Source organism: Serratia sp. SA088 (genome assembly GCF_049065515.1).
GTDB lineage: Bacteria > Pseudomonadota > Gammaproteobacteria > Enterobacterales > Enterobacteriaceae > Serratia > Serratia nematodiphila.
In genome coordinates this window covers 224227-250859 of sequence record NZ_JBAKGW010000004.1, presented here as the reverse complement: position 1 = coordinate 250859, position 26633 = coordinate 224227, and the positions used below count along the sequence as shown (strand labels likewise).

Sequence of the window (26633 nt, the reverse complement as noted above, 5' to 3'; positions counted from 1 at the left end):
CGGAAAACAGCGGGGCGCCATGACGGCGCCCCGGCAATCACTTCCTGGGTTTAAAACGCAGCAGCCGGTTGGCGTTGCTGACCACGGTAATGGACGACAGCGCCATCGCCGCGCCCGCCACCACCGGGCTGAGCAGCGTGCCGGTCAGCGGGTAGAGCACGCCGGCGGCGATCGGAATGCCCAGCGTATTGTAGATAAAGGCGCCGAACAGGTTCTGCTTCATGTTGCGCAGCGTGGCCTTCGACAGCGCTACCGCATCCGCCACGCCGTGCAGGCTGTGGCGCATCAGGGTGATGGCGGCGGTCTCGATGGCGATGTCGCTGCCGCCGCCCATCGCGATGCCCACGTCGGCCTGCGCCAGCGCCGGGGCGTCGTTGATGCCGTCGCCGACCATCGCCACGCGCTGGCCCTGCGCCTGCAACTGTTTGATCGCCTCCGCTTTGCCGTCCGGCAGCACGCCGGCAATCACCCGATCGATACCGGCCTCTTTGGCGATGGCGTTGGCGGTTACCGGGTTGTCGCCGGTCAGCATCACCAGCTGATACCCCTGCTGGTGCAGGCGCTGCAGCGCCGCAACGCTGTCCTCGCGCAGCGGATCGCGAATGGCGAACAGCGCGGCCGGTTTACCGTCCACGGCCAGCAGCACCGGCGTTACGCCGCGTTCGGCCTGGGCGCGCATCGGCGCATCCAGTTCGGCGGTCGCTACCTGATGCTGTTCCAGCAGCGCGGCGTTGCCCAGCAGCACCTGCACGCCGTCGATCTCCCCGCTGACGCCGGCGCCGCGCAGGGTGCGGAACTGCGCTACCTGCGGCAGCATTTGCCCGGTGGCGCGTTCCATGATGGCGCGCGCCAGCGGGTGGTTGGAGCCTTGTTCCAGCGCGGCGGCCCAGCCGATCGCTTGCTGTTCGCTGACCTGATTGAAGGTCAGGATCTCCACCACCTGCGGTTTCCCTTCGGTCAGGGTGCCGGTTTTGTCGAACACCAGGGTGTCCAGCTGGCTGGCCTGCTGCAGGGCGTCGGCGTCGCGCACCAGCACGCCGAACTCCGCCGCGCGGCCGACGCCGGAGATGATCGACATCGGCGTCGCCAGACCCAATGCGCACGGGCAGGCGATGATCAGCACCGTGGTGGCGATCACCAGCGTATAGACCAGCTGCGGCTGCGGGCCAAAGAAGTACCATATCGCCGCGCTGAACAGGGCGATCGCCACTACCGCCGGCACGAACACCGCCGAGACGCGGTCAGCCAGTTGGCCAATCGCCGGTTTGCTGCTCTGCGCCTGACGCACCAGTTTGATGATGCGCGCCAGCGTGGTTTGGCTGCCGATGGCGGCGGCGCGGAACAGCACGCTGCCGTCGTCGACCACCGTCCCGGCATGCACCGTGTCGCCGGCGCCTTTCTGCTGCGGCACCGCTTCGCCGGTCAGCATCGCTTCATCAAGCCAGACTTCACCCTGTACGATTTCGCCGTCGACCGGCACGCGATCGCCGGTAGTCAGCCGCAGCGTCATGCCGAGCTGCACCTCCGCCAGCGGGATATCGCGCTCGCCGTCGTCAGTTACCAGGCGGGCGGTGGGCGGCGTTAGATCCAACAAGCGCTCCAGCGCCTGCGAAGAACGCTGGCGAGCGCGCTGCTCCAGCGCATGGCCGAGGTTGATCAAACCGATGATCATCGCGCTGGCCTCGTAATAGAGGTGGCGCGCTTCCATCGGGAAGAAATCGGGCCAAATGTTGACGGCGATCGAGTAGAGCCAGGCGGCGCCGGTGCCGAGCGCCACCAGAGTATCCATGGTGGCGCTGCCGTTCATCAGCGCGCGCCAGGCGTTGCGGTAGAAGTGCCCGCCGGCGAACACCATCACCGCCAGGGTGATGACGCCGACCAGCAGCCAGGGGCGCTGGGTTTCCGGCGTCAGCGTCATGCTGCCGCCGAACAGCCCCCAGGCCATCAGCGGGATCCCCAGGGCCAGACCGAGCGCCGCCTGCCAGCTAAAGCGCTTCATGTTGGCGCGAGCGGTCTGCTGTTGCCGTTCGCGACGTTCGGTTTCGTCCTGGATCATCTCGGCGCCGTAGCCGGCTTTTTCCACCGCCGCCACCAGCGCCTGCGCATCGGCGGCGCCGGTCACCAGCGCGCTGCGCTCCGCCAGATTGACGCGGGCGTGCTCCACGCCGGGGACGCTTTGCAGCGCCTGCTGCACTTTATTGACGCAGCTGGCGCAGGTCATGCCGCTGAGCAGCAGCTGTACGCTGTCGTCCGCGCTGTCGGTTGCCGGAAGGGAAGGTTGCGCCGCTGGCTGAACGTCCGGCAACGAAGGTGTTGCGTCAGTCAACGGCTCAGTTTTTGGGACGACGGCGCCCGCCACGCTGGCGTGATAACCGGCGTGTTCTACTGCGGCGATCAGCGCCTGTGGATCGGCATCGCCGTACACTTTCGCGCTGTCGATCTCGACCTCGGCGGCGAACACGCCCGGTACCGCTTCCAGCGCCTTGCGGGTGCTGCCGACGCAGTGCATGCAGCTCAGGCCGCTCAGCTGCAGTTCGGTATCGGCGTGCGGCGCGACTTCGGCCTGATAACCGGCGGCGATCACGCTGTCGATCAGCGCGCTGTCCGGCGCTTCACCGGTCACTTTGGCGTATTGGACGTTAACCTCGGCCTGTTCGACATCGCTGCGGCTTTCCAGGGCTTTTTTCACCCGCTGCGCGCAGTTCATGCAGGACAACCCCTGTAATGCCAGCATAGTGGTGTGTGACATGATTGGACTCCTTGCTTAAGGGCGGTGTTTAAAGGTTGACCGCCTGACCTGTTTTCACTAAGAATGGAGCTTAAACCTTCCAGCAAGGGTAAGGTCAAGGAGGGAAAATGAATATTAGCGACGTCGCGAAAAAAACCGGTTTAACCAGCAAGACGATTCGTTTTTACGAAGAGAAAGCGCTGATTACCGCCCCTATCCGCAGCGATAACGGTTACCGCCACTATTCCGCCAGGCATGTCGAAGAGCTGACGCTGCTGCGCCAGGCGCGGCAGGTGGGCTTCAACCTGGACGAGTGCCGTGAGCTGGTGGCGTTGTTCAACGATCCGGCCCGCCACAGCGCCGACGTGAAGGCGCGCACGCTGCAGAAGGTGGCGGAGATCGAAAGGCACATCAGCGAACTGGGCGAAATGCGCCAACGCCTGTTGACGCTGGCGGAACAATGTCCGGGCGATGAGGGGGCCGAGTGCCCCATCATCAATAATCTGGCGGGATGCTGTCGTTCGAATTAACGGCTGATGGCGCGGATCACCAGCGTGACCCCTTCCACCGCCACCACTTCCACTTCGGTGCCGGCGGGCAGATCTTCCGCCGCCTGCGCGCGCCAGCTGCTGTCGCCGATATTGATGCGCCCCATGCCGTTGTGCATCGGCTCCGTCAGCGTGGCGCGGGTGCCGATCAGCTGACGGTTGCGCTGGTTGAGCACCGGTGAACCGCCGGACGCTGCCGCCGGGCGGCGACGCAGCCAGTACCACCATAGATAGGCGACGACGACGGTCAGGACGGCGAAGATCACGCCTTGCCATTCCCAGGCGAGCGCCGGCAGCAGCCAGATCAAGGCGCCGACCAACAGCGCCGCCACGCCGCTCCACAGCAGGTAGCCGCCGGCGCCGAGCATTTCCGCCGCCAGCAACACGCCCCCGAGGGAGAGCCAGAACCACAGCGGATTCGCCGCGATCAGTTCGAGCATGATTATTTGCCTTTGCTTTCTTTCAGCAGTTCGGTAATGCCGCCGATCGAGCCGAGCAGGCTGCTGGCGTCCAGCGGCATCATCACCACTTTGCTGTTGTTGGAGGAACCGATCTTCTGCAGCGCGTCGGTGTATTTCTGCGCCACGAAGTAGTTCACCGCCTGAATGTTGCCGCTGGCGATGGCGTCGGACACCAGCTGGGTGGCGCGCGCCTCGGCCTCGGCGGCGCGCTCACGCGCTTCCGCCTGCAGGAACGCCGACTGGCGTTCGCCCTCGGCCTTCAGGATTTGCGATTGTTTCTCACCCTCGGCGCGCAGAATGGCCGCCTGGCGCACCCCTTCCGCCTCCAGGATGTCGGCGCGCTTGGTTCGCTCGGCCTTCATCTGGGCGTTCATCGAGGCGATCAGTTCCGCCGGTGGGCGCACGTCGCGGATCTCGATACGGGTGATCTTCACCCCCCAAGGGTTGGTCGCTTCATCGACGATGTGCAGCAGGCGGCTGTTGATGCTGTCGCGCTGCGACAGCATTTCGTCCAGCTCCATCGAGCCGAGCACGGTGCGGAAGTTGGTCATGGTCAGGTTGACGATCGCCTGTTCGAGGTTGCTGACCTCGTAGGCGGCGCGCGCCGGATCGACCACCTGGATAAAGCACACCGCATCGATGGCCACGTTGGCGTTATCGCGGGAAATCACTTCCTGCGAAGGGATGTCCAGCACCTGCTCCATCATATTGATTTTACGGCCGATGCGGTCCATGAACGGCACCACCAGGTTCAGGCCCGGCATCAGCGTTTTGGTGTAGCGGCCGAAGCGTTCTACCGTCCATTGGAACCCCTGCGGCACAATTTTGACGCCGGCGAACACCACAATCAGCGCGACGACGATCACGATGGGAATAAAAGTAAGCATGCAAACCTCCTGTCAGACATATGTAAACAGATATTACGCCAGCGCAGGAAAAATGCCTACCGATACCGCGACTTAATCCAGGGCGCTGACCAAACCCGCGATTAACGGATCCCGCGTCTGGAACAGGCTGATCAGGGTGCGCACCGCTTCGCCGCCGCGAGCATCGGACCAGGCTAGCGACAGGGGTGAAGGTTGGCGCGGATATCTGAGCTGCTTGGCCACCAATTCGCCGCTATCAAGATAAGTTTGGCACAGCTGGCGCGGAAGGAAACCGATCCCGAGACCGCGCAGATGGCATTCCAGCTTGGTGCGCAGATCCGGCACCTTGATCTCCTGCTGGCCGGACAGCAACCAGGCGGTACGCTTGGCCAGATGGCGCGCGGTATCTTCGACGTTGATTGCGGCATAAGGGCGCAGCTGCGTTTCGTTCAACGGATCGGCGGCAGCGGCCAGCGGATGCGTCGGCGAAATGGCGAACACCCAATCGATCTTGCCGAGCGGCAGCACCTTGATGCTGTTTTCCAGCGATTCATTGCCCGCCGCGCCGATCGCCAGATGGCAATCCTCATTCAGCAGCGCGTCCCACACGCCCATGTACACCTGGCGGGAAATGTGGAATTGGGTGAACGGGTATTTGTCGTGCAGGTGAGTCAACAGCCCGGCTACGGCGGCGGCGTCGTACAGCAGGTTGTTGATCACGATATTCACCTGATGCTCTACGCCGTCGTTGATTTGCCGCAGTTCGCCCGGCATGGCGTCCAGCCAGGTGTGCCACTGGCGGCAGCGCTCCAGCAAATACTCCCCGGCCGGCGTCAGGTTGACGGTGCGGGTGGTGCGGATAAACAGCTGCGTGCCGATGCTCTCTTCCAGCGTTTTAATGCGGTAGCTGATGGTGGCGGTGGTTTTATGCAGCAACTCTGCCGCGCGCGAGAAGCTTTGGCACTCGGCAACTTTGATAAACGAACGAATGGTTTCGTGATCCAGCATGTGGGGTCCTTGGCTGACACCGCCTTTTCGGTTATCGGTGAGAAGAATCTACTGATGTTGCGACACGATAGGCAGCGGCAAAGCCCAACCCCACGATCCCGGTCACAGAATCACCGGATAGCGATGAGCATACGCAGCCCTATTCTTGTCGATCGTGGATTAGGTGTTTTTTTAATTCATTGATTTCAAGCAATTAATATGGGATTCCGATCGTGAAATGTGCGGACGATCTTGTTATGGAAAAATTTTCCAAAAAATTGCTGTCAAATTTGCCATGCGCTGTCTAGAGTGAAGGCGTTGGGTGAAATATCGCCGTTTAATCGTCGTCTGGGTCATGCGCTTTGGAGAATCACATGGATTTAGTCATCGAAGAATTAACGCCGGCGGCCTTTGCGCCTTATGGCGATGTATTGCAGATAGAAGGTTCGCGTTTCTTTCATATCAATGACGGAAAAACCGAGCGTTATCACGATCTCGCCAAGATTGAGGTGTCGGACGGCAACCGGGTGCTGGCCAGCATCAACCGGGCGGAACCCTGCGAGCTGCCGATGACCTTTTCCCTGCTGGAAAAGCATCCGCTCTCGTCGCAGGCCTTTGTGCCGATGAACGGCGAACGCTTCGTGGTGATCGTCGCCGAACCGGGCGAAACGATCCCTGTTGGCACGTTGCGCGCCTTTATCACCAACGGCAAACAGGGGATCAACTATCATCGTAACGTCTGGCATCACCCGCTGTTCGCCTATACGAAAGTCACCGACTTTTTCACCATCGATCGTGCAGGCGCCGACAACTGCGTAGTCAGCCGCTTGCCGGAGCCGTATCGCATAGTTTTGGCATAGCGCTGGCCGCACGCCGCGCAGGGCGTTTATCATAGCGTCACCCATGCCGTCACTGACAAAGGAAGCTTGAATGACCGAATTACGCAGGAAAGGACGACCCGCCACCGAAGCCGGCGCGACCAAAGGGGCGCAGGCGTTGGATCGCGGGCTGGAGATCCTCCAGTATTTGGCCAACGCCGGGGGAAGCTCGTCGGTTTCCGTGCTGTCCGAAAAGCTGGAGTTGCCGCTGTCCACCACCTTCAGATTGTTGAAAGTGCTGGAGAAATCGGAATTCGTCTTTCAGGATCCGCAGCTGGGCTGGTGGCATATCGGCATTCAGTCGTTCACCGTCGGCTCCGCTTACATGAACGATCGCGACGTGGTATCGGTAGCCGGGCCGTTCATGCGGCGGCTGATGCTGTTGTCCGGCGAGACCGCCAACCTGGCGATCCGCAACAATTTCGATGCGGTGCTGATTCGCCAATGCGAATGCCAGGCGATGGTGCGCATGTGCGCGCCGCTGGGCAGCCGCTTGCCGCTGCACGCATCGGGCGCCGGCAAGGCGCTGCTGTATCCGCTGGCGGAAGAAGAGATGCTGGATCTGATCGTGCGTTCGGGGCTGCAATCCTATACGCCGAAAACCCTGACCAGCGTGAACCTGCTGCGCAAGGATCTGCATCAGTCGCTGGAGCAGGGCTACACCATCGACGATGAAGAGCACGCGCTGGGCCTGAACTGCCTGGCTTCGGCGATTTTCGATCGCAACAACAACGTGATCGCCGCTATTTCCATTTCCGGGCCCAGTTCGCGGGTCGGCAAGGAGCGGTTCAAAGAGCTGGGTGAACTGGTGGGGGAAGTGGCCAGAGATATCAGCGCCGCGCTGGGTGAATCGCGCAGCAAGGCGTAATCGTCGCGTGCCGGGGTGAGCCGGCGCGGAACAAGACTCCCCGTTTGATGAGCAGACGGGTTTTTTTGACGGTATTTCAAAGTTGGAAAAATTTTCCAATAAATTAAGGAGAGCATCACATGGCAATTATGCGAGCGGTAGACGCGGCAATGTACGTGCTGGAAAAAGAAGGGATCACCACCGCGTTCGGCGTGCCCGGCGCGGCGATTAACCCGTTCTACGATGCGATGCGGCGACACGGCGGCATCAAACACTACCTGGCGCGGCACGTGGAAGGGGCCTCGCACATGGCGGAAGGTTATACCCGCGCCGCCGCCGGCAATATCGGCGTGTGCATTGGCACCTCCGGCCCGGCGGGCACTGACATGATCACCGGCCTTTACTCCGCCTCCGCCGATTCGATTCCGATCCTGTGCATTACCGGCCAGGCGCCGCGCGCGCGTTTGCACAAGGAAGATTTTCAGGCGGTGGACATCGAGTCGATCGCCAAGCCGGTGACCAAGATGGCGGTCACCGTGCAGGAACCGGCGCTGGTGCCGCGGGTGCTACAGCAGGCGTTTCACCTGATGCGCTCCGGCCGGCCGGGCCCGGTGTTGATCGACCTGCCTTTCGACGTGCAGATGGCGGAGATCGAGTTCGATCCGGACACCTACTCGTCGCTGCCCGCCTATAAGCCGGCGGCCACCCAGGCGCAGATCGACAAAGCGCTGGATCTGTTGTGCGCGGCGAAAAAGCCGTTGATCATCGCCGGCGGCGGCATTCACAACGCCGATGCGGCGGATCTGCTGCAACGGCTGGCGGAGATCTGCAATGTGCCGGTGATCCCGACGCTGATGGGCTGGGGCGCCATTCCGGACGATCACCCGCTGATGGCGGGCATGGCGGGCCTGCAAACCTCGCACCGCTACGGCAACGCCAACCTGCTGGACTCGGATCTGGTGTTCGGCATCGGCAACCGCTGGGCCAACCGCCACACCGGTTCGGTGGATAAGTACACCGCCGGGCGCAAGGTGGTGCATATTGATATCGAGCCGACGCAGATTGGCCGGGTGATCTGCCCGGACCTGGGCATCGTTTCCGACGCGCGCATCGCGCTGCAAATGCTGGTGGACACGGCGCAGCGCCGTTTCGAACGCGGCGAGTTGCCGAATCGCGACGCCTGGTGCGCCGCCTGCCTGCAGCGCAAGCAAACGCTGCTGCGCAAGACCCATTTCGACAACGTACCGGTCAAGCCGCAGCGGGTGTATGAAGAGATGAACCGCGCCTTCGGCCGCGACGCCTGCTACGTCACCACCATCGGGCTGTCGCAGATCGCCGCCGCGCAAATGCTGCACGTTTTCGAACCGCGTCACTGGATCAATGCCGGTCAGGCCGGCCCACTGGGTTGGACGCTGCCTGCGGCGCTGGGCGTATGCGCCGCCGATCCGCAGCGCAAGGTGGTCGCGCTGTCGGGCGACTATGATTTCCAGTTCATGATCGAAGAGCTGGCGGTCGGCGCGCAGTTCAAGCTGCCGTATATCCATGTGCTGGTGAACAACGCCTATCTGGGGCTGATCCGTCAGGCACAGCGCGGGTTCGATATGGATTACTGCGTGCAGCTGTCGTTTGAAAACATCAACAACGCGGAAATTGGCGAGTACGGCGTCGATCACGTCAAGGTGGCGGAAGGCCTGGGTTGCAAGGCGCTGCGGGTGTTCAAACCGGAAGAGATCGCGCCGGCGTTCCGTCAGGCCCAGGAACTGATGCGGCAGCACCGGGTGCCGGTGGTGGTGGAAATCATCCTGGAGCGCGTCACCAATATTTCCATGGGCACCGAGCTGGATAACGTCAACGAGTTCGAGCCGGTGGCGGCAACGCCGGAAGACGCGCCGACCTCGGTCAACTTCTTTGATTACCGCTGAGGAGCCTTACTATGCCGAAATTTTCAGCCAACCTGTCGATGCTGTTCACTGAAGTCGATTTTATGCAGCGTTTCCGCCGGGCGAAGGAGCAGGGCTTCAGCGCGGTGGAATACATGTTCCCTTACGACTATCCGATCGCGGCGCTGCGCAGCGAACTGGAGGCGCACCGTCTGAGCCAGGTGCTGTTCAACCTGCCGGCCGGCGACTGGGCAGCGGGCGAACGGGGCATCGCCTGCTTGCCGGGGCGCGAAGCGGAGTTCCGCGACGGCGTCGGGCGCGCGATTGAGTATGCGCAGGCGCTGGGCTGCGATCGCATCAACTGTCTGATCGGCAATCCGGATCCCGCCGTCGGCCGCCACGCCACCGACGAACGGGTGAAGGAGAACCTGAGCTACGCCGCCGACACCCTGGCGCGGCAAAATATTCGCCTGCTGATCGAACCGATCAACCGCTACGACATGCCGCAGTTCTACCTGCAAACCTCCCGGCAGGCGATCGAACTGATCGAGGCGATCGGCAGCCCCAACCTGTATCTGCAGTACGACCTCTACCACATGCAGCGCATGGAAGGAGAGCTGACGCAGACCCTCGAGCGCCTGCTGGCGAGGATCGACCACATCCAGGTCGCCGATAACCCGGGGCGGCACGAGCCCGGCACCGGCGAAATCAACTGCGAGTTTATCTTCGCGCAGCTGGATCGCATGGGGTATCGCGGCTGGATCGGCTGTGAATACAAACCGCTCACCACCACGGAAAGCGGCCTGTCATGGATTAAAAAATACCTGTCTTGAGGAGATGAAAATGAAAGTGGGATTTATCGGTCTGGGCATCATGGGCGCGCCGATGGCGGAAAAGCTGCTGGCAGGCGGGCACACGCTTTACGCCCACACCCGACATGAGGTGCCGGCAACGTTACTGCAACAGGGGGCCATCGCCTGCCGCGATCCGCAGCAGGTGGCGGATGAGGCGGACGTGATCTTCATCATGGTGCCGGATACGCCGCAGGTGGAGGAGGTGCTGTTTGGTGAACGCGGCTGCGCCGCCGGCAAGCTGAACGGCAAAGTAGTGGTGGACATGAGCTCCATTTCACCGCTGGAGACCAAAGCGTTTGCGCAGCGCATCAACCAGCTGGGCGCCCAGTACCTGGACGCGCCGGTTTCCGGCGGCGAAGTGGGCGCCAAACAGGGCACGCTGACCATCATGGTGGGCGGCGAGCAAGCGACCTTCGAACGGGTGCAACCGCTGCTGGCGCTGATGGGCAAGAACATCACGTTGATCGGCGGCAACGGCGACGGGCAAACCTGCAAGGTCGCCAATCAGATCATCGTGGCGTTGACCATCGAAGCGGTCAGTGAAGCGTTGGTGTTCGCCTCGCGCGCCGGCGCCGATCCGGCCCGGGTGCGTGAAGCCCTGATGGGCGGCTTCGCCTCGTCGCGCATCCTCGAGGTGCACGGCGAGCGGATGATCAAGCGGGCGTTCGCGCCGGGGTTCCGCATCTCGCTGCACCAGAAGGATCTCAATCTGGCGCTGCAGGGTGCGAAGGCGCTGGCGCTCAGCCTGCCGAATACCGCCACCTGCCAGGAGTTGTTCAACGTCTGCGCCGCCAATGGCGACGGCGAACTGGATCACTCCGCGCTGGTGCGGGCGCTGGAAATCATGGGCAACCACCGGGTAGCCGGCTAAGGCGCCCGCCGGCGTTTCATTCGCCGGCTTATCATTAGAATCAGAGATGTTCGACATTAATAACGCCCTCTTTATGATAAATAAAGAGGGTCCCCGCCAATCCAATAAAAAATGATTCAGCACAATAAAAAGTAAAAAGCAGGATGCCAACCCAAGGAGACACTGAATATGGCAACCGATAATGCTGTTATTGACAAAGATATTCTTACCGCCCCTGACAAAAATCGTTTATATCGAAAAATCGCCTGGCGTATTATGCCCATTCTATTAGTGAGCTATATCGTCGGTTATCTCGATCGGGTGGGGATTTCGTTTTCGAAATTCCAAATGATGCCCGATATTCTGAACGGCAATGTCTCGATGGCCGAAGCCGTTTACGGGCTGGGGGCCGGGGTATTTTTCATCGGCTATATCATCGCCGGGGTGCCCAGCAATATTCTGCTGAGCCGCTACGGCGCCAGAAAGATCATCGCGCTGCTGATGGTGGTGTGGGGGGCGATTTCGATGCTGAGCATCTTCATCACCAACCCCTGGCAATTCTACCTGGCGCGTTTTCTGCTGGGGCTGGCGGAAGCCGGCTTTTACCCCGGCGTGATCCTCTACCTGACGCTGTGGTTCCCCTCCAGCCAGCGCGCCAAGATGACGGCGCTGTTCGTGTGCGGCATCCCGGTCAGCAACATCATCGGCGGCCCACTATGCGGCTGGATCATCGAACACATGAACGGCCTGATGAACCTCTCCGGCTGGCAATGGCTGTTCTTTATCAGCGGCCCGCGTGCGCTGTTGATCGCCATCGTCATTTTTTGCTTCCTGGATAATACCTATCAGAGCGCCAAGTGGCTCAGCCCGCAGGAGAAGGCGCTGATCAAAGAGGATATGGCGCAGAGCGCGCCGCGTCAGGGCGCCGCCGGCGGGCAGGAGTGGACGATGAAAAGCATGCTGAGGTCGTCCGCGTTCACCAAAATGTGGCTGATTTGCTTCTGTACCGTGATGGGGCAAGGCGGGCTGGCGTTTTGGGTGCCCACCATCATTCGCGACACCGGCGTGACCTCGGTGATGGATATTGGGCTGCTGACCATGCTGCCGTACATGCTGGCGGTGGTGGCGATGCTGGTGGCCGCGCGCAGTTCGGACAAGCATCGCGAGCGGCGCTGGCACATTATCGTGCCGTTCTGCATCGCGGCGGTGTCGCTGATCTTTATCGGCCTGTTCCCGGACAACAAGCACGTGGTGATGGCGGCGCTGTGCGTGGCGGTGGCGTCGAGCCTGGTGCCGTCGCCGCTGTTCTGGAGCCTGCCGAATGCCATCTTTACCGGCACCTGCGCCGCAGCGGGCATTGCGCTCATCAATTCCATCGCCAATATCGGCGGATTTATTTCACCTTACATTATCGGATATTTCAAACAGCTGACCCACAGTAACTTGGCGGCGATGTGCGTTTTGTCGGCGATGATGATCGTGGGCGCATTATTGACCTACAGCGTGCCGGCGAAATGGGTCAATAAATAACGCTTTTCTTCATCTTAATTAAATAATCGGCAACAGTTTTATTTTATTCCGCCATGCGTTCTTCATCTGATTAATTCAGCGGGGGAAGGCATGGCCGTTTTTATTTCCGTTCGAATAAAGGATGCGTCATGAAAATTGTTATTGCACCGGATTCATTTAAAGAAAGCGTCAGCGCGGAATTGGCGGCGCGGGCGATCGCGCGCGGCTTTCACGAGGTTTATCCCGATGCCGAGTGCGTTTGCCTGCCGATCGCCGACGGCGGCGAAGGCACGGTGGATGCGCTGGTGGCCGCCACCGGCGGGCGCAAGGTGAGCGTGACTGCAACGGGACCTCAGGGGGAACGGGTGGCGGCGTTTTACGGCGTCAGCGGCGACGGCAAGACGGCGGTGATCGAGATGGCGGCGGCCAGCGGATTGATGCTGACGCCGGCGGAACGCCGTAACCCGCTGCTGGCCACCAGCTACGGCACCGGCGAACTGATCCTGCATGCGCTGGATCAGGGCATTCGCCACCTGATCCTCGGCATCGGCGGCAGCGCCACGGTGGATGGCGGCGTCGGCATGGTGCAGGCGTTGGGCGGCCGCTTTTATCGTCCGGACGGCAGGGCACTGCCGTGGGGCGGCGGCGAGCTGGCGACGCTGAACGGTATCGATCTCAGCAGGCTGGACGTGCGCCTGCGGCAGTGTCGGATTGAGGTCGCCTGTGACGTAGACAACCCGCTGGTGGGGCCGCGCGGCGCGGCGACGGTGTTCGGCCCGCAGAAGGGCGCGACGGCGGCGATGGTGGCGCAGTTGGAGCAGGGCCTGGCGCAGTACGCCGAGGTGATCCGTCAGAGCACCGGCCGCGACGTGCAGCATGTCGCCGGCGGCGGTGCGGCGGGCGGCATGGGGATCGCCTGCCTGGTGTTTCTCGGTGCAACGCTGAAGCCGGGCATCGAGATCGTGATGGCGGCGCTGGGGCTGGAGCTGGCGTTGGCGGAGGCCGATCTGCTGGTCACCGGCGAAGGGCGCATCGACAGCCAAACGCTGGGCGGCAAGGCGCTGTCCGGCGTCGCCCGTCTGGCGCGGGCGCGCGGCCTGCCGGTTATCGCATTGGCCGGCGTGGTGGAGGAAGGGGCGGAGGCGCTGCACGCGCAGGGGATCGACGCGATGTTCAGCATTTTGCCGCGTCTGAGTACGCTGGAGGTTGCGCTGTCGCAAGGCGAGCTTAACCTGCAGCTCAGCGCCGCCAACGTCGCCCGCGCGATGCGCGTCGGCCAGCGATTGGGATAAAAAAGAAGGCCACGCTGCGCGGGCAGGTGGCCTGGGTTTTGGCGGCGAAGTGCTTATGGCTCGACGTCGCGGTTGCAATCCTTGGAGTAGATGTAGCTGAAGGTTTCCTGGCCCACCGCATAACCCGCCTGCTGCACATAGGCGCCCATGAAGATGTAGTCGCCTTGCTTCACCGGCATCCATTCATTGTCCAGGTTGTACACGCCGGCGCCGCTGAGAATATAGGCACCATGCTCCTGCACGTGGGTCTCGATGTAGCCGTGGCTGGCGCCGGGGGCGAAGGAGAGGATGTGCATATTCATGTCGAAGCCCAGATCTTTCGGCAGCAGATCCTGCAGGATCACCTCGCTCATGCCCTCGTAGTGGATCTGCTCCAGGTTGGCGACGTTGTTGCTGACCACGTGCGCCTCGTAGCCCTTGATGCGCTGGTAGCGGCGCTTGTAGAGGAACAGGCGGCTGGATTGGCCGCCGTTGGCGTTTTCCAGCCGCATCGTGACGCCCGCCGGGCAGTAAAGGTAGCCGCCGGCGCTCAGCGGGTAATCGGTGGCGTCGGCGGAAGCGGTGATGGCGCCGTCGATGACGTACACGAAGGTTTCGATCTCTTCGCCGCCAAAGCCTTTGGTGTTGCGGCCGCAGTCGTGCAGCGTCACCAGATAATCGACGAAGGTGGCGCCCAGTTTCGGCGTCGACAAGATGGTGACGTCGCAGTTTTCAAAACCGGGAATGACGTTGCGCACCAGGCCGTTCGGCGGGATCAGCGCATAGTTGCCGCGTTTGATGATGGCGCGCGTTGACAGAATGTCGGTTGGATAACCGGTTTGATTGTTGAAGTAACCCACGTTGATTCTCCTGATCGTTGAAAGGGCGCCGCGGCGGCGCCCGGTAAAAAAGCGCCGTCAGGCCTCGGTGGCCGTTCGGGTTGGCGTAGTGCGTTTCATCAAGACATTGACGGTGAAGAAAATGGCGGTGCCCACCAGCAGGATGGCGGCGGAGATGTAAAAGCCCATCACCTTGGAGCCGGTGCTGTCGGAGATCACGCCGGTGAGGAAGGGGGCGATCACCGACGAGGACATGCCGAAGAAGTTGAACACGCCGAAGCTGGTGCCATAGCCTTTCTTCGGCGCGTTGTCGGCGACGAAGGAGATCATGATCGGATCGACCGCCAGCTTACCCAACAGCCCGTACAGGATCAGGCTGATCAGCAGCATGGTGGAGTCCGGCGAAATGACGGTGCAGACCAGCATTACCGCCGCGCACAGCTCGAGGAAGATGATCAACTGCACCTTCTTGTTGCGGAAACGGTCGGACATGCGGCTGAAGAACAGCGCGCCCGGCACCGACGCGAAGGCCACCAGGGCGGAGGAGAAGCCGATGGCTACCCCTTCAAAGCCGCGCTCTTGCTGCAGGAACGAGGGCAGCCAGGTGACTATCATGTAGTAGCCGTAGCAGGTGGCGAAGTACATCGCGTAGGCGGAGATCATGCGCAGGCTGAACAGGCCGCTGGCCTGACCGTCTTCTTCGGGCGCGAGCGCCGCCGGCGCAACGGTCTGGCTGACGGCTGCCGGCGTTTGAGGCTGCGAGCCTTTGATGACCACGGCGAACACCAGCGTCATCACCACCAGCAGGCCGGTGATGATGAACAGCATGATCTGCCAGTTCATGTTGAAGCTTTTCACCAGCAGGCTGGAGGCGATCAGGCCGATGGCCATGCCGAGCGCCGAGCCGCTGTTGATCACCGCGGTCGCCAGGCCACGACGCTCCAGCGGGATATTCTCCGACGACAGGGAGTAAGCCGAGCCGTAATAAGAGCCGCAGCCCATGCCCGCCAGCAGGCTGCCGGCATAGACCATGGTCAGGCTGGTGGCGTTGCCGATCAGCAAGGTGGCGATGATGAACAGGCAGAAGCCCGGGATCAACACCACCTTCTTGCCGAATTTGTCCACCAGGATGCCCGCCGGGATCTGCATGCCGGTATAGGCGAAGAAGTAGAAGCTGGCGATCAGCCCCATTTCCGCATTGGAGTGCGCGCCGATGGTCTGTTGGATCTCGGGAAAGATCGGCGTCAGAACGGTGCGGTAGATCCAGATCACCGCCCAGCCCAGGCAGAGCACGACGACGATCTTTTTCCAGTAGCGCGGGTCGATGTCGTTGCTCATGCCTCGGCCCCCTGTTCGGTGTAGGCCAGCTGATACAGCGTCTGCGCCAGGATTTTCACCCCTTCGTTCAGATCGGCGACGGCGGTTTTTTCCGCCGGGTTATGGCTGATGCCGGCGATGCTCGGCACGAACATCATCACCGTCGGCACGCGCGGGGCGAAAATTTGCGAGTCGTGCCCGGCGCCACTGTGCATCATGCGGTAATTCAGCCGCTGCGTTTCACACAGGCGGCTGACGCAGGCCACCAGCTGTTCGTTCATCGGGATCGGCGCTTCGTCCATCCACAGATCGATCTCGGCCTCGATGCCCATCTCGGCGCAGATGCGCTGGATATCCTGCTCGATCTCCTGCGTGAAGCGCAGCAGCGCGGCCTGATCGGTATGGCGGCAGTCGAGGGTGAAGTGGGTGAAGCCCGGCACCACGTTGACGGTGTTCGGCTTCGGCTCCACCTTGCCGAAGGTCAGCACCAGCGGATCGCCCTCGGCGCGCGCCTTGGCGATCGATTCGCAGCAGATGCGGCTGAAGGCGTGCACGGTATCCCGGCGGTAGCTCATCGGGGTGGTGCCGGCGTGGTTGGCTTCGCCCTGCAGCCGCACGTCATAGCGCCGTTGGCCGACGATGCTGGTCACCACGCCGAGGGTTTTGCCTTCGGTTTCCAGCACTTTGCCCTGCTCGATATGGATCTCGACGAAGGCCGCGATATCACTGCGCAGCGGCTGATGCGGCGGCGGGAAATCGAAACCGGCGTCGCGCATGGCGTTGACGAAGCCGACGCCCTTGGCGTCCGTAATGTGCTGCACGTCCTCCCGCCGGGCCAGGCCGACGATGTTCTTGCTGCCCCAGAACACATAGGGGAAGCGGCTGCCTTCTTCTTCCGCCAGCGCGATGACTTCCAGACTGCGCAGCGGCGGGCCGTAGGTATCCTTGAGGTATTTGATCGCCATAAAGGCGGCTTCGATGCCGAACTGGCCGTCGAGGTTGCCGCCGTTGACCACCGTATCGATGTGCGAACCGGAGAGAATCACCTGGTCGGGGTATTTGCTGCCCTCCAGCCGCCCGAACAGGTTGCCGACCGCATCAAAATGGGTGCTCAGCCCGGCGGCCTCGAAGGCGTTTTTCAACGCGTGCTGCGCCTCGATCCATTCCGGGGTATAAAGCAGACGCGTCATGCCGCCGCTGGGGTCGGCGCCGATTTTCGATAACCAGCCGGAAATATCACGGATTTCTTGTTGGAAGTCTTTCATGTTTACCTGCCCGCATGTTATGTCTCAGCGGCGATGCGGCCAGGGCGGATGATATTCGCCGCCGGCCGACCTATTGCGCTGAGCGCGCTGATGAAGGTTTTCTTTTTTCTCCCCGGCTCTGAAATATCAACCGCGAGCCGCGGCGTAAAAAGCCCACGATAATAAGATTGCGTTAACTGGCGAAGGGGTCTTTGTGATCGTAAGAACGCTGGTAAATAGCATTTGAAATTAAGTATTGATAAATATCGTCGACGATTTCGATACCGTTTTTCTCGCTTTCCATTTCACGCGCATGGCTGTTCTGTCCCGGGTAAAGCACTTTACTGACGCCCGGCGCCGGTTTAACGGCGTTCAACTCTTTCATGACCTGGCTGATATTTTTACGGAACGCCGATTCGTTGGTGAAATAACCTGGGTTCAGGACGATATGCAATTGGCCCAATTCCCGGCCGGCGCTAAGATCGTGATACATCGAGCTGACGTGTTTGCCGAACGGCAGGCCGAGCAAAATGCCCGACAGCACGTCGACCATCATCATCAGGCCGTAGCCTTTCGGCCCGGCGATCGGCAGCAGCCCGCTGACGGCGAACGGATCGGTGGTGTGCTTGCCCTCGGCGTCCACCGCCCAGGTGTCGGGAATGGCGGCGTTGCGCGAGCGGGCGTCCAGCACTTTCCCCCAGGCCTGCACGGTGGTGGCCATATCGAAGGTAATCAGCTCGTCGCCTTCGCCCGGCGCAGAGAAGGCGATAGGGTTGGTGCCGTAGTAGACTTCGGCGCCGCCGTACGGCACCACCATCGGATCGGATTGGCACAGCGAGATGCCGACCATGCCGGCGCGCGCCGCCTGCTGCACGAAGTACGACAGCGCGCCGCTGTGGCCGATGCGGCGAACGCCCACCACCGCAACGCCGTTCTCTTTCGCCATCTCGATGGCGCGATCCATGCTCAGCTTGGCCGCCACGTGCCCGGCGCCGTTGTCGCCGTCGAAAATGGCGCTGCAGGGGCCGGTTTTTTCAAAGGTGAAATGGGGATGATTGTTGGTGCCGCCCTTGCTGATGCGTTCGGAATAGTATTCGACCCTGACCGCGCCGTGGGAGTGGATGCCGCGCGCATCGGCATGAACCAGCACGTCGGCGACGATGCCGGCGTGCTCCTGGCTCAGGCCGGCGGCGTGAATTTTTTGCTGGATAAGCTGATGCAATTGTTGTTTAGAGACCTTCATATACAGTCCTTTTATCACTACGGTTTATTTAATTCGCCTCTGCGTTGTAATGTATAAATACCGGGGGGGAATAATGTGATCCAGATGCGTTTTACTCTATTGAATTAAAAATTCGTTGAATTAAATCGTCATTGTTAGAAGTTTTTTATAAATGATTTTCTCGCGTCTGGATTAACTAATATTCAGACGATTAAGTTATTTTTTCTAACAATGAAAAAAGTGTGACCGCACTCACCTCTGGGCGTGATTTTAATTTGTAGCTTGATAATTAACCTTTTCGCTGGATTCAATGCATCGCCGCGCCGCCGGTGCGGGAAATATTGCCGATATTATTAAATGCTGTCGTAAGGATATCACCATGATCCATGCTTTTATTAAAAAGGGGAGCTTTCAGGATTCCGTCAGCCTGATGTTGATCTCCCGCAAACTCAGTGAGTCTCCCAAGGTTGAGGAAATATCCGTCATGATGGGGACGCCGGCCAATAAATCCTTATTGGAGGTGACCGGTTTCTGGCATCCGCAGTTTAGCGAAGCGACGCCGAACGATATTTGCGTGGCGATCAAAGCGGAGTCCGCCGACGAGTCGATCGCCGAGGAGATCGGCGCGGCGCTGGAGGCGGCGCTCAAGGCGATTGCGCAGGGCGGCCAGGGCGGTAAAAAACTGCTGCGGGCGCGCAGCTGGCGCACCGCCCGGCAGAAGCTGCCGGCCGCCAATCTGGCACTGATCTCGATCGCCGGCGAATACGCGGCGGAGTTGGCGGATCGGGCGCTGGAAGACGGCTGCAACGTGATGATGTTCTCCGACAACGTCAGCCCGGCGCAGGAAGTGGCGCTGAAAACCAAGGCGCGCGAGCGTGGGCTGATCGTGATGGGGCCGGACTGCGGCACTGCCTGCATCGCCGGCGCGCCGCTGGCGTTCGCCAACGTGGCGCCCGCCGGATCCATCGGCGTGGTCGGCGCCTCCGGTACCGGCATTCAGGAGCTGATCTCGCAAATTACCCTGGCGGGACAGGGCATCTCGCACGCTATCGGCCTGGGCGGGCGGGATCTGACGGCGGAGATCGGCGGCATCAGCGCCATCAGCGCGCTGCGCATGCTGGCGGCGGATCCGCAGAGCCAGGTGCTGGCGTTCGTGTCCAAACCGCCGGCGCCCGAGGTGCGTCAGCGGGTGATCGACGAAATGAAAGCGCTCGGCAAGCCGGTGGTGGCGCTGTTCCTCGGCGCGCAGTCCGCCGTGCGTCAGGATGGCAACATCACGTTCGCCGCCACGCTGGATGAAGCGGCGCGGCTGGCGGCGATGCTGGGCTGCGTGCAGCAACAGGCGGCGCAACAGCCCGCGGTGCCCGGCGGAAAAATCGCCGGACTGTACGCCGGCGGCACGCTGGCGGCCGAATGCGCGATGTTGCTGGCGGAAAAACTGCGCTTGCCGGTGGATAGCGAACACCCGCGCGGCGCCATGCTGGTGACCGACGGCCATCGCATCATCGACATGGGCGATGACTTTTATACCCAGGGGCGCCCGCACCCGATGATTGATCCGACCGCCCGCAATCAAGAGATCGCCCGCCTGGCGCAGCAGCCGCAGACCGGCGTGTTGCTGCTGGACGTGGTGATCGGCTTTGGCGCCCAGGACGATCCGGCGGCGTCGCTGGCGGACGAGGTGGCCAACGTGCGCGCGGCGCGCGGCGCGGCCCACCCGCTGGCGGCGATCGCTACTGTCACCGGCACCGAACAGGATCCGCAGCAGCGCTCGCGGCAAATCGCCACCCTGCAGGAGGCCGGCATCGCGGTGATGCCGTCGCTGCCGGCGGCGGTCGCGTTGGCACATCAGCTGATTACCCCCGTCTTACCCGCACCTGAACGTGAACGGCCGGCCTTGCTGGACGGCGTCGCGGTGATCAACGCCGGGCTGCGCAGCTTCGCCGATGACCTGCAAACCAGCGACATCCCGGTGGTGCATTACCAGTGGGCGCCGGTGGCCGGCGGCGATCAACGATTAGCCAACATCTTGAAAAAATTAAAGTAAGGAACCGCTATGTACGCAACGATTGAGCAAGCAAACGCCGCCGTTATCGCCCGTATCCGCGAGGCGCGCCCGCACTGGCAGGATGTGGATCTGGCGCATCGGTTGATCCCGCAGCTGGCTGAAGGACGCAAGCTGCTGCACGCCGGGCCGCCGGTCACCTGGCAAGAGATGAGCGGTCCGGTGCGCGGTGCCTGCATTGGCGCCTGCCTGTTCGAAGGCTGGGCGCAGGATGAACAGCAGGCGCTGGCGCTGCTGGAGCAAGGGGAAATCGAGTTCATCCCATGCCACAGCGTGAGCGCGGTGGGGCCGATGGGCGGCATCACCTCGGCCCACATGCCGATGGTGGTGGTCAGGAACACCGTCCACGGCAACTACGCCTACTGCAACATGAACGAAGGCATCGGTAAGGTGATGCGCTTCGGCGCCTATGGCGAGGATGTGCAGCAGCGTCTGCGCTGGATGCGCGACTCTTTGGCTCCGGTGCTGAAAGCGGTGCTGGCGACGCTGGAGGAGGGGATCGATCTGACCGCGCTGATGGCGCAGGCGATCAGCATGGGGGACGAATTCCACCAGCGCAATATCGCAGCCTCAGCGCTATTGATGCGCAGATTGGCGCCGGAGATTAGCCTGCTGCCTCGCGATAAGGCGGAGCTGGCGCAGGTGATGCAGTTCCTCAGCATCACCGATCAGTTCTTCCTCAATCTGGCGATGGCTTACTGCAAGGCGGCGATGGATGCGGGAGCAGAAATTGAGCAGGGCACTATCGTCACGGTAATGACCCGCAACGGCAAGAACTTTGGCGTCAAGATCAGCGGCATGGGCGATCGTTGGTTCACCGCGCCGGTCAATACGCCGGAAGGGCTGTTCTTCTCCGGCTTCAGCCAGGCGGACGCCAACCCGGACATCGGCGACAGCGCGATCACCGAAACCTTCGGCATCGGTGGGGCGGCGATGGTCGCGGCCCCGGGCGTGACGCGTTTCGTCGGGGCTTCCGGCGGCATGAGCGCCGCCACCGACATCTCCGAGGAAATGGCGGAGATCTATCTTGAGCGCAACATGATGCTGCAGATCCCGACCTGGGACTTCCAGGGCGCCTGCCTGGGGCTGGATGCCCGGCGGGTGGTGGAAACCGGCATCACGCCGCTGATCAACACCGGCATTGCTCACCGCGAAGCCGGGGTCGGGCAGATCGGCGCAGGCACGGTGCGTGCGCCGCTCGGTTGTTTCGAGAAGGCGATCGAAGCGCTGGCCGATAAGCTCGGCATCACGGCGTAAGTGAACGGAGGGGCGTATGGACATTGTCGCGCTGGCAGGCAGCCGCCATGTGACGCGGGACTATGGCGCGCTGCGCTGCGTCGGCAGCTTCACCAACGCGATCAATTTCCTGACGGAAAACGCGCGGCTGCTGACGCTGCACCGCGCCGGCAGCGGCCTGAGCCCGATGGGGTGGCAGCTCGGCGCGCGGGATTTCGATCGCGTGCGGCGTGCGGTGCCGTCTGTACGACGCTGCACTTTCTCCGCCGCAGGCATCACGTTGGATGCGCTCCTTGTTCGGCCCGCCGCGATGGCGCGGGAGCTGGCGCTGGCGCAGCGGGCGGCCATTGCCGATCGGCCGCTGGCGGCGGTATTGCAGCGCTGCACGGCGCAGTGCGGGTTGCACGGCGAAATCGGTCGGCTGGTGAAGCGGCCGTTAACGCCGGAGCTGGCCAGGCTGGCGCGGGATTTCTCCCGTTGGCTGCGGGGCGGCGCGGTCGACTGGCGCCATACGCTGGGCAAAGGGCCGGGGCTGACGCCGAGCAACGACGACACCTTGCTCGGTCTGTTGCTGAGCGCGCACCTCGACAGCCGCATCCAGGTCGCCGGGCTGACGCCGTTTTTCGCCCAGACGCCACCGCTGGAAGCGTTGACCACGCTGGTGAGCGCGCACTACCTGCACTACGCCGAGCGGGGCGTGTTCGCCACGCCGCTGCATATGCTGGCGCAGGGGCTGCAGGTACCTAACGGTGTATCGGCGGCGGTGGCGGCGGTGCTGAACCTGGGGCATTTCTCGGGGGCGGACACGCTGCTGGGCGTGTGGCTGGGGGTGACGACGATTAACGCACTGTGCGGCGCGCGGTGTGAACATGAGGGCCGGATCGCGGATCCGGCCGGGACGGTATGATTTCAACTACGGGTGCAAACCATGAAAACCTTGGTCATTGCGTTGGGCGGCAACGCCTTGTTGCAACGCGGAGCCGTGCTCTCTGCGGAAAATCAGTATAAGAGCATCGCCCTCATCGCCGACGCCATCGGCAAGCTGGCGCAGAAATACCGCATCGCCATCGTGCACGGCAACGGCCCGCAGGTGGGGTTGCTGGCGTTGCAAAATCTGGCGTACCGCGATGTGCCGCCCTATCCGCTGGATATTCTGGTGGCCGAAAGCCAGGGCATGATCGGCTATATGCTGGCGCAGCAGCTGAATGCCAGCCATCCGCAGCAGCCGGTGTCCACGCTGCTGACGCGGGTGCTGGTGGATGCGCAGGATGCGGATTATCAGGCGCCGAGCAAGTTCATCGGGCCGGTGTATGCGCCGGAACAGCGGCAGGCGCTGGAGGCCAAGTTCGGCTGGACGCTGAAGGCGGACGGCAACTATATCCGCCGGGTGGTGCCTTCGCCGGCGCCGCAAAAGATCCTCGACATCGAGGCGATCACCTTGCTGCTGTCGCAGCGGCATATCGTGATCTGCAACGGCGGCGGCGGCATCCCGATGATCGCCGGCGAGCATGGGCTGACGGGCAGCGAAGCGGTGATCGACAAAGATCTGGCGGCGGCGCTGTTGGCGGAACAGGTGGAGGCCGATCATCTGGTGATCCTCACCGACGCCGACGCGGTGTACCAGGAGTGGGGCACGCCGCGCCAGCGCGCCATTCGTCGCGCCACCACGCAGGAGCTGGCGCCGATGGCGGTGGCGGACGGCGCCATGGGGCCGAAGATCATGGCGGTCAGCCGCTTCGTCGATCGCACCGGGCGGACGGCGCATATCGGTGGCCTGCAGGATATCGACGCGGTGCTGGCGGGCCAGGCCGGCACCTCTATTTTACCTTAGCTGCCTTCGGTTTATCCGCGCCCGCGTTGGCGCGGATAAGTATGCCTAAATGGCATGATTTCAATAATTTTTATTCATTTCATGATGTTGCTCGCCTTGGCTAGAGTAAAAACACCCCCGTGTTTACCGTCAAAAATTTGTCATTTTTATTTGCGACTATGCTTTTTGAAATGACATTTCGGCCAAGGATTGTTATGGATTCGCTCAGTGTTGATGAACTCGCCCAGAAGAAAGACCGCTGGTATCGCATTGTAGAGGAGATGCTGGCCGAAGCCGGCGTCGCCATCAACGGCCCGCGCGCCTGGGATATCCGGGTGCATAACCCGGCGCTGTTCAAACGCATTTTGCAGGAAGGCTCGCTCGGCTTCGGCGAGAGCTATATGGACGGCTGGTGGGAATGCGAACGGCTGGACATGCTGTTTACCCGCATTCTGCAGGCCGGCGTCGATGAGCGGTTGCCGAAAAGCCTGAGCGACATCGCGCGCATCGCCTATGCCCGGCTGTTCAACCGCCAATCGCGCAAGCGCGCCTGGCAGGTGGGCAAAGAGCATTACGACATTGGCAACGACCTGTTCCGGGCGATGCTCGATCCTTACATGCAATACTCCTGCGGCTACTGGAAAGAAGCGCAAACGTTGGAGCAGGCGCAGCAGGCCAAGCTCAGGATGATCTGCGAGAAGCTGCAGCTGAAACCGGGCATGACGCTGCTGGATATCGGCTGCGGCTGGGGCGGGTTGGCGCAGTTTGCGGCGCAAAACTACGGCGTCTCGGTGCACGGCGTGACCATTTCAGCCGAGCAGCAGAAGCTGGCGCAGGCACGCTGCGCCGGGCTGGACGTCGAGATCTTGCTGCAGGATTACCGCGATCTGGATCGTCAGTTTGATCGCATCGTGTCGGTCGGCATGTTCGAGCACGTCGGGCCGAAAAACTACGAGACCTATTTCAGCGTCGCGGCGCGCAACCTGAAGCCCGATGGCCTGTTTTTGCTGCACACCATCGGTTCCAATCAAACCGACCTTAACGTCGACGCCTGGATAGACAAATACATCTTCCCCAACGGCTGCCTGCCTTCGGTGCGGCATATCGCCGAGGCCAGCGAAGGGCGTTTCGTGATGGAGGATTGGCACAACTTCGGCGCCGATTACGATCGCACGCTGATGGCCTGGCTGGAGAATTTCAAACGGGCGTGGCCGGAATTGGCGGGCGGTTATTCCGAGCGCTTCGAGCGCATGTTCACTTATTACCTGAACGCCTGCGCCGGCGCGTTCCGTTCGCGCAACATTCAGCTGTGGCAGGTGTTGTTCAGCCCGGCGGGCGTGGAGGGCGGGGTGCGGGTCTATCGTTGATATCCCTTCGTCTTTTCCGCCGCATCGTTGTTGGCTGCACGTTCGATCCCCTGGTCACTTAGTTATCTAAGCTCCCAGGGCTTCTCACGTTTGCCGCCTGGATGCAGCTTCAGGTATGACGGATATCAGTACAGCAGGGAGTACAGCTGGCGGCGATACTTGGCGGCCAGCGCGTCGCCGGTGCCGAGCGCGGCCAGAATGTCCATCAGGGTCTTGCGCGCGTTGCCGTTGGCGGCGGCCAGATCTTTCTTCAGATGCCCCATCAGCAGTTCCAGCGCTTCTTCGTTACGCCCGACCTGATGCAGTTGCAGCGCCAGCTGCACCGCCAGCTCGACGTTGTCCGGCTCTTGCTGCACCTGCTGTTGCAGCTGTTGGATTTCCGGCGTGTCCGCTGCCTGCTTCAACAGTTCAATCTGCGCCACCAGGCCCTGATAGCGCGTATCGCGATCCTGCAGCGGGATGGTCGCCAGCACCGCTTCGGCGTCTTCGCTGCGGCTGAGGGCGATCTGCGTTTCGGCCAGCGTCAGGCCGATGTCGCTGCGCTGCTGGCTGCTCTGCCAGGCGTCTTTCAGCAGCGGCAGCGCTTCGGCGGCGTTGCCGGCGGCCAGCAGTTCCTGCGCCTGCGCCAGTTTCAGATCTTCTTCCTTCGGCAGGAAACGCTGCAGCAGGTCGCGGATCGCTTCTTCCGGCTGCGGGCCCTGGAAGCCGTCGACCGGCTGGCCATCTTTAAACAGGTAGACCGTCGGAATGGAACGCAGCCCGAACTGGGAGGCGATCATCTGCTCGGCGTCGCAGTCCACCTTGGCCAGAATGAACTGACCGGCGTATTCCGCCGCCAGCTTGTCCAGCACCGGCGTGAGCTGCAGGCAGTGTTGGCTGCGCTCGGACCAGAAGTAGAACAGCACCGGTGTGGACATCGATTGTTCCAGCGTCTGGTGCAGGTTAGTTTCGTTAATATCAACAACAGCTTGAGCTAGCATCTTTTTTCTCTCTGATCGTGCGGAGCCATGGGGTGTAAATGGGGGCGCGCCGCCATTCTTCAACCCCGTCGGGCGAATTAAGCGTTGCTGCGCAGCAGCCAATCCAGACAGCGGCCCGGCAAAATGCGGCGCAGCACGCTCATCGCGTGCGCCAGCAGGGTGACCGGATAGCGCAGTTTGGCGCGTGGGCTTTCCAGCGCGTGGCGCAGTTTGGGCAGGATGGCCTCCGGCGGCAGCGTCAGGCGCTTGGCGATGCCGGGGTTGTGCACCGGCTTGTCGCTCTGCGCCTGGTTGACGTTCTGGCTAAAGTGGGTGGAGATCGGCCCCGGTTCGATCAGGCTGACCTGAATGCCGCTGCCGTGCAGCTCCATGCGCAGCGCGTCCGACCAGGCTTCCAGCGCGAACTTGCTGGCGGCGTAAGCGCCGCGCCCGGCGCTGGAGACCAGGCCCATCACCGAGCTGGTCTGAATAATACGCCCTTCGCCGTGCGGCAACATCGCCGGCAACAGCAGCTGGGTTAGCTGATGGGTGCCGAACAGGTTGGTGGCGAACTGCCGCTCCAGCTGGCTGCGCGAAATGCGGCTGAGCGGGCCGTAAACGCCGAAACCGCCGTTATTGAACAGGCCGTACAGGCGGCCGTCGGTCAGCGCGATCACCTCGGCGGCGGCGCGCTCGACGCTGGCGCTGTCGTCCAGATCCAGCTCGATGCCTTCCAGCCCGAGCTGGCGCATGTTTTCCACGTCCTGCGGCTTACGGCAGGCGGCCAGCACCCGGTAGCCGCGGTTGCGCAGATCCTGCGCCGCAATCAATCCAATCCCGCTGGAACAGCCGGTTATCAATACCGCTTTTTGCATAACTTTACCTAGTGTACGAC

The 26633-nt window shown here is 62.0% G+C and carries 23 protein-coding genes; 13 read left to right on the top strand and 10 right to left on the bottom strand.

Annotated features, from left to right (window positions below; translation table 11 throughout):
* Positions 1-37 precede the first annotated feature (37 nt).
* A complete protein-coding gene (copA, locus tag ACOWVD_RS12855; protein WP_306377179.1) occupies positions 38-2749 on the bottom strand; it encodes a copper-exporting P-type ATPase CopA in 2712 nt (903 codons plus the stop codon).
* A gap of 107 nt (positions 2750-2856) precedes the next feature.
* On the opposite strand from copA, the gene cueR reads away from it, so the two are divergent.
* Positions 2857-3258: a Cu(I)-responsive transcriptional regulator gene (gene cueR, locus ACOWVD_RS12850; protein ID WP_015376888.1), complete on the top strand. Its 402-nt coding sequence runs from the start codon at positions 2857-2859 to the stop codon at positions 3256-3258.
* Here the strand turns inward: cueR and ACOWVD_RS12845 are convergent.
* From ACOWVD_RS12845 to allS, 3 genes are all read right to left on the bottom strand, one after another.
* Entirely contained in the window at positions 3255-3716 is a 462-nt protein-coding gene (locus ACOWVD_RS12845; RefSeq protein WP_049242756.1) for an NfeD family protein, read from the bottom strand. The genes cueR and ACOWVD_RS12845 overlap by 4 nt on opposite strands.
* Before the next feature lie 2 nt (positions 3717-3718).
* Positions 3719-4624 (bottom strand): SPFH domain-containing protein, encoded by a 906-nt coding sequence (locus tag ACOWVD_RS12840; RefSeq protein ID WP_004940203.1) that lies wholly within the window; start codon positions 4622-4624, stop codon positions 3719-3721.
* A 72-nt stretch (positions 4625-4696) separates the two neighbouring features.
* The gene (gene allS / locus ACOWVD_RS12835; protein ID WP_044031807.1) at positions 4697-5611 is read right to left on the bottom strand and encodes an HTH-type transcriptional activator AllS; all 915 of its coding nucleotides are present in this window, start codon (positions 5609-5611) and stop codon (positions 4697-4699) included.
* Between the two features lie 353 nt (positions 5612-5964).
* Between allS and ACOWVD_RS12830 the strand changes: the two genes are divergently transcribed.
* The 7 genes from ACOWVD_RS12830 (at position 5965) to ACOWVD_RS12800 (ending at position 13700) form a co-directional block, all read left to right on the top strand.
* Positions 5965-6450, top strand: a complete 486-nt coding sequence (locus tag ACOWVD_RS12830) for an ureidoglycolate lyase (protein ID WP_164095474.1) — start codon at positions 5965-5967, stop codon at positions 6448-6450.
* A gap of 70 nt (positions 6451-6520) precedes the next feature.
* The gene (allR, locus tag ACOWVD_RS12825; protein ID WP_015376892.1) at positions 6521-7336 is read left to right on the top strand and encodes an HTH-type transcriptional repressor AllR; all 816 of its coding nucleotides are present in this window, start codon (positions 6521-6523) and stop codon (positions 7334-7336) included.
* Between the two features lie 119 nt (positions 7337-7455).
* Entirely contained in the window at positions 7456-9237 is a 1782-nt protein-coding gene (gcl, locus tag ACOWVD_RS12820; protein ID WP_164095475.1) for a glyoxylate carboligase, read from the top strand.
* 11 nt (positions 9238-9248) lie between these two features.
* A complete protein-coding gene (hyi, locus tag ACOWVD_RS12815; RefSeq protein ID WP_049242750.1) occupies positions 9249-10028 on the top strand; it encodes a hydroxypyruvate isomerase in 780 nt (259 codons plus the stop codon).
* Positions 10029-10038: 10 nt separating this feature from the next.
* Positions 10039-10920, top strand: coding sequence for a 2-hydroxy-3-oxopropionate reductase (glxR, locus tag ACOWVD_RS12810; RefSeq protein WP_015376895.1), 882 nt, complete (start codon positions 10039-10041; stop codon positions 10918-10920).
* Positions 10921-11175: 255 nt separating this feature from the next.
* Positions 11176-12429 (top strand): MFS transporter, encoded by a 1254-nt coding sequence (locus ACOWVD_RS12805; protein ID WP_226882941.1) that lies wholly within the window; start codon positions 11176-11178, stop codon positions 12427-12429.
* A gap of 128 nt (positions 12430-12557) precedes the next feature.
* The gene (locus tag ACOWVD_RS12800) at positions 12558-13700 is read left to right on the top strand and encodes a glycerate kinase (RefSeq protein WP_164095477.1); all 1143 of its coding nucleotides are present in this window, start codon (positions 12558-12560) and stop codon (positions 13698-13700) included.
* A gap of 53 nt (positions 13701-13753) precedes the next feature.
* Here ACOWVD_RS12800 and allE read toward each other — a convergent pair whose 3' ends face one another.
* From allE to allD, 4 genes are all read right to left on the bottom strand, one after another.
* Entirely contained in the window at positions 13754-14539 is a 786-nt protein-coding gene (allE, locus tag ACOWVD_RS12795; protein ID WP_015376898.1) for a (S)-ureidoglycine aminohydrolase, read from the bottom strand.
* A gap of 57 nt (positions 14540-14596) precedes the next feature.
* On the bottom strand, positions 14597-15856 hold the full coding sequence (locus ACOWVD_RS12790) for an MFS transporter (protein ID WP_015376899.1): 1260 nt from the start codon (positions 15854-15856) through the stop codon (positions 14597-14599).
* The gene (allC, locus tag ACOWVD_RS12785; RefSeq protein WP_197763884.1) at positions 15853-17100 is read right to left on the bottom strand and encodes an allantoate deiminase; all 1248 of its coding nucleotides are present in this window, start codon (positions 17098-17100) and stop codon (positions 15853-15855) included. The genes ACOWVD_RS12790 and allC overlap by 4 nt, the downstream gene beginning before the upstream one ends.
* 172 nt (positions 17101-17272) lie before the next feature.
* Positions 17273-18322 (bottom strand): ureidoglycolate dehydrogenase, encoded by a 1050-nt coding sequence (gene allD / locus ACOWVD_RS12780; protein WP_015376901.1) that lies wholly within the window; start codon positions 18320-18322, stop codon positions 17273-17275.
* A gap of 358 nt (positions 18323-18680) precedes the next feature.
* Here allD and ACOWVD_RS12775 point away from each other — a divergent pair, with 358 nt between their 5' ends.
* The 5 genes from ACOWVD_RS12775 (at position 18681) to cfa (ending at position 24779) form a co-directional block, all read left to right on the top strand.
* Positions 18681-20348, top strand: a complete 1668-nt coding sequence (locus ACOWVD_RS12775) for an acyl-CoA synthetase FdrA (protein WP_049242743.1) — start codon at positions 18681-18683, stop codon at positions 20346-20348.
* 9 nt (positions 20349-20357) lie between these two features.
* A complete protein-coding gene (locus ACOWVD_RS12770; protein WP_049242741.1) occupies positions 20358-21623 on the top strand; it encodes a DUF1116 domain-containing protein in 1266 nt (421 codons plus the stop codon).
* Between the two features lie 16 nt (positions 21624-21639).
* Positions 21640-22509 (top strand): DUF2877 domain-containing protein, encoded by an 870-nt coding sequence (locus ACOWVD_RS12765; RefSeq protein ID WP_197798657.1) that lies wholly within the window; start codon positions 21640-21642, stop codon positions 22507-22509.
* A gap of 21 nt (positions 22510-22530) precedes the next feature.
* A complete protein-coding gene (locus tag ACOWVD_RS12760; RefSeq protein WP_342134968.1) occupies positions 22531-23433 on the top strand; it encodes a carbamate kinase in 903 nt (300 codons plus the stop codon).
* Positions 23434-23627: 194 nt separating this feature from the next.
* Positions 23628-24779, top strand: coding sequence for a cyclopropane fatty acyl phospholipid synthase (cfa, locus tag ACOWVD_RS12755; protein ID WP_015376906.1), 1152 nt, complete (start codon positions 23628-23630; stop codon positions 24777-24779).
* A gap of 125 nt (positions 24780-24904) precedes the next feature.
* Here the strand turns inward: cfa and ACOWVD_RS12750 are convergent, their stop codons facing one another.
* The gene (locus ACOWVD_RS12750) at positions 24905-25759 is read right to left on the bottom strand and encodes a co-chaperone YbbN (protein ID WP_076740492.1); all 855 of its coding nucleotides are present in this window, start codon (positions 25757-25759) and stop codon (positions 24905-24907) included.
* A 77-nt stretch (positions 25760-25836) separates the two neighbouring features.
* The gene (locus ACOWVD_RS12745) at positions 25837-26613 is read right to left on the bottom strand and encodes an SDR family oxidoreductase (protein WP_004940195.1); all 777 of its coding nucleotides are present in this window, start codon (positions 26611-26613) and stop codon (positions 25837-25839) included.
* Between the last annotated feature and the right edge of the window lie 20 nt (positions 26614-26633).

Coding starts and splice junctions, on each gene's coding strand:
- copA (WP_306377179.1), bottom strand. CDS start 2,749: ATGTCACACACCACTATGCTGGCATTACAGGGGTTGTCCTGCATGAAC.
- cueR (WP_015376888.1), top strand. CDS start 2,857: ATGAATATTAGCGACGTCGCGAAAAAAACCGGTTTAACCAGCAAGACG.
- ACOWVD_RS12845 (WP_049242756.1), bottom strand. CDS start 3,716: ATGCTCGAACTGATCGCGGCGAATCCGCTGTGGTTCTGGCTCTCCCTC.
- ACOWVD_RS12840 (WP_004940203.1), bottom strand. CDS start 4,624: ATGCTTACTTTTATTCCCATCGTGATCGTCGTCGCGCTGATTGTGGTG.
- allS (WP_044031807.1), bottom strand. CDS start 5,611: ATGCTGGATCACGAAACCATTCGTTCGTTTATCAAAGTTGCCGAGTGC.
- ACOWVD_RS12830 (WP_164095474.1), top strand. CDS start 5,965: ATGGATTTAGTCATCGAAGAATTAACGCCGGCGGCCTTTGCGCCTTAT.
- allR (WP_015376892.1), top strand. CDS start 6,521: ATGACCGAATTACGCAGGAAAGGACGACCCGCCACCGAAGCCGGCGCG.
- gcl (WP_164095475.1), top strand. CDS start 7,456: ATGGCAATTATGCGAGCGGTAGACGCGGCAATGTACGTGCTGGAAAAA.
- hyi (WP_049242750.1), top strand. CDS start 9,249: ATGCCGAAATTTTCAGCCAACCTGTCGATGCTGTTCACTGAAGTCGAT.
- glxR (WP_015376895.1), top strand. CDS start 10,039: ATGAAAGTGGGATTTATCGGTCTGGGCATCATGGGCGCGCCGATGGCG.
- ACOWVD_RS12805 (WP_226882941.1), top strand. CDS start 11,176: ATGCCCATTCTATTAGTGAGCTATATCGTCGGTTATCTCGATCGGGTG.
- ACOWVD_RS12800 (WP_164095477.1), top strand. CDS start 12,558: ATGAAAATTGTTATTGCACCGGATTCATTTAAAGAAAGCGTCAGCGCG.
- ACOWVD_RS12790 (WP_015376899.1), bottom strand. CDS start 15,856: ATGAGCAACGACATCGACCCGCGCTACTGGAAAAAGATCGTCGTCGTG.
- allC (WP_197763884.1), bottom strand. CDS start 17,100: ATGAAAGACTTCCAACAAGAAATCCGTGATATTTCCGGCTGGTTATCG.
- allD (WP_015376901.1), bottom strand. CDS start 18,322: ATGAAGGTCTCTAAACAACAATTGCATCAGCTTATCCAGCAAAAAATT.
- ACOWVD_RS12775 (WP_049242743.1), top strand. CDS start 18,681: ATGATCCATGCTTTTATTAAAAAGGGGAGCTTTCAGGATTCCGTCAGC.
- ACOWVD_RS12770 (WP_049242741.1), top strand. CDS start 20,358: ATGTACGCAACGATTGAGCAAGCAAACGCCGCCGTTATCGCCCGTATC.
- ACOWVD_RS12765 (WP_197798657.1), top strand. CDS start 21,640: ATGGACATTGTCGCGCTGGCAGGCAGCCGCCATGTGACGCGGGACTAT.
- ACOWVD_RS12760 (WP_342134968.1), top strand. CDS start 22,531: ATGAAAACCTTGGTCATTGCGTTGGGCGGCAACGCCTTGTTGCAACGC.
- cfa (WP_015376906.1), top strand. CDS start 23,628: ATGGATTCGCTCAGTGTTGATGAACTCGCCCAGAAGAAAGACCGCTGG.
- ACOWVD_RS12750 (WP_076740492.1), bottom strand. CDS start 25,759: ATGCTAGCTCAAGCTGTTGTTGATATTAACGAAACTAACCTGCACCAG.
- ACOWVD_RS12745 (WP_004940195.1), bottom strand. CDS start 26,613: ATGCAAAAAGCGGTATTGATAACCGGCTGTTCCAGCGGGATTGGATTG.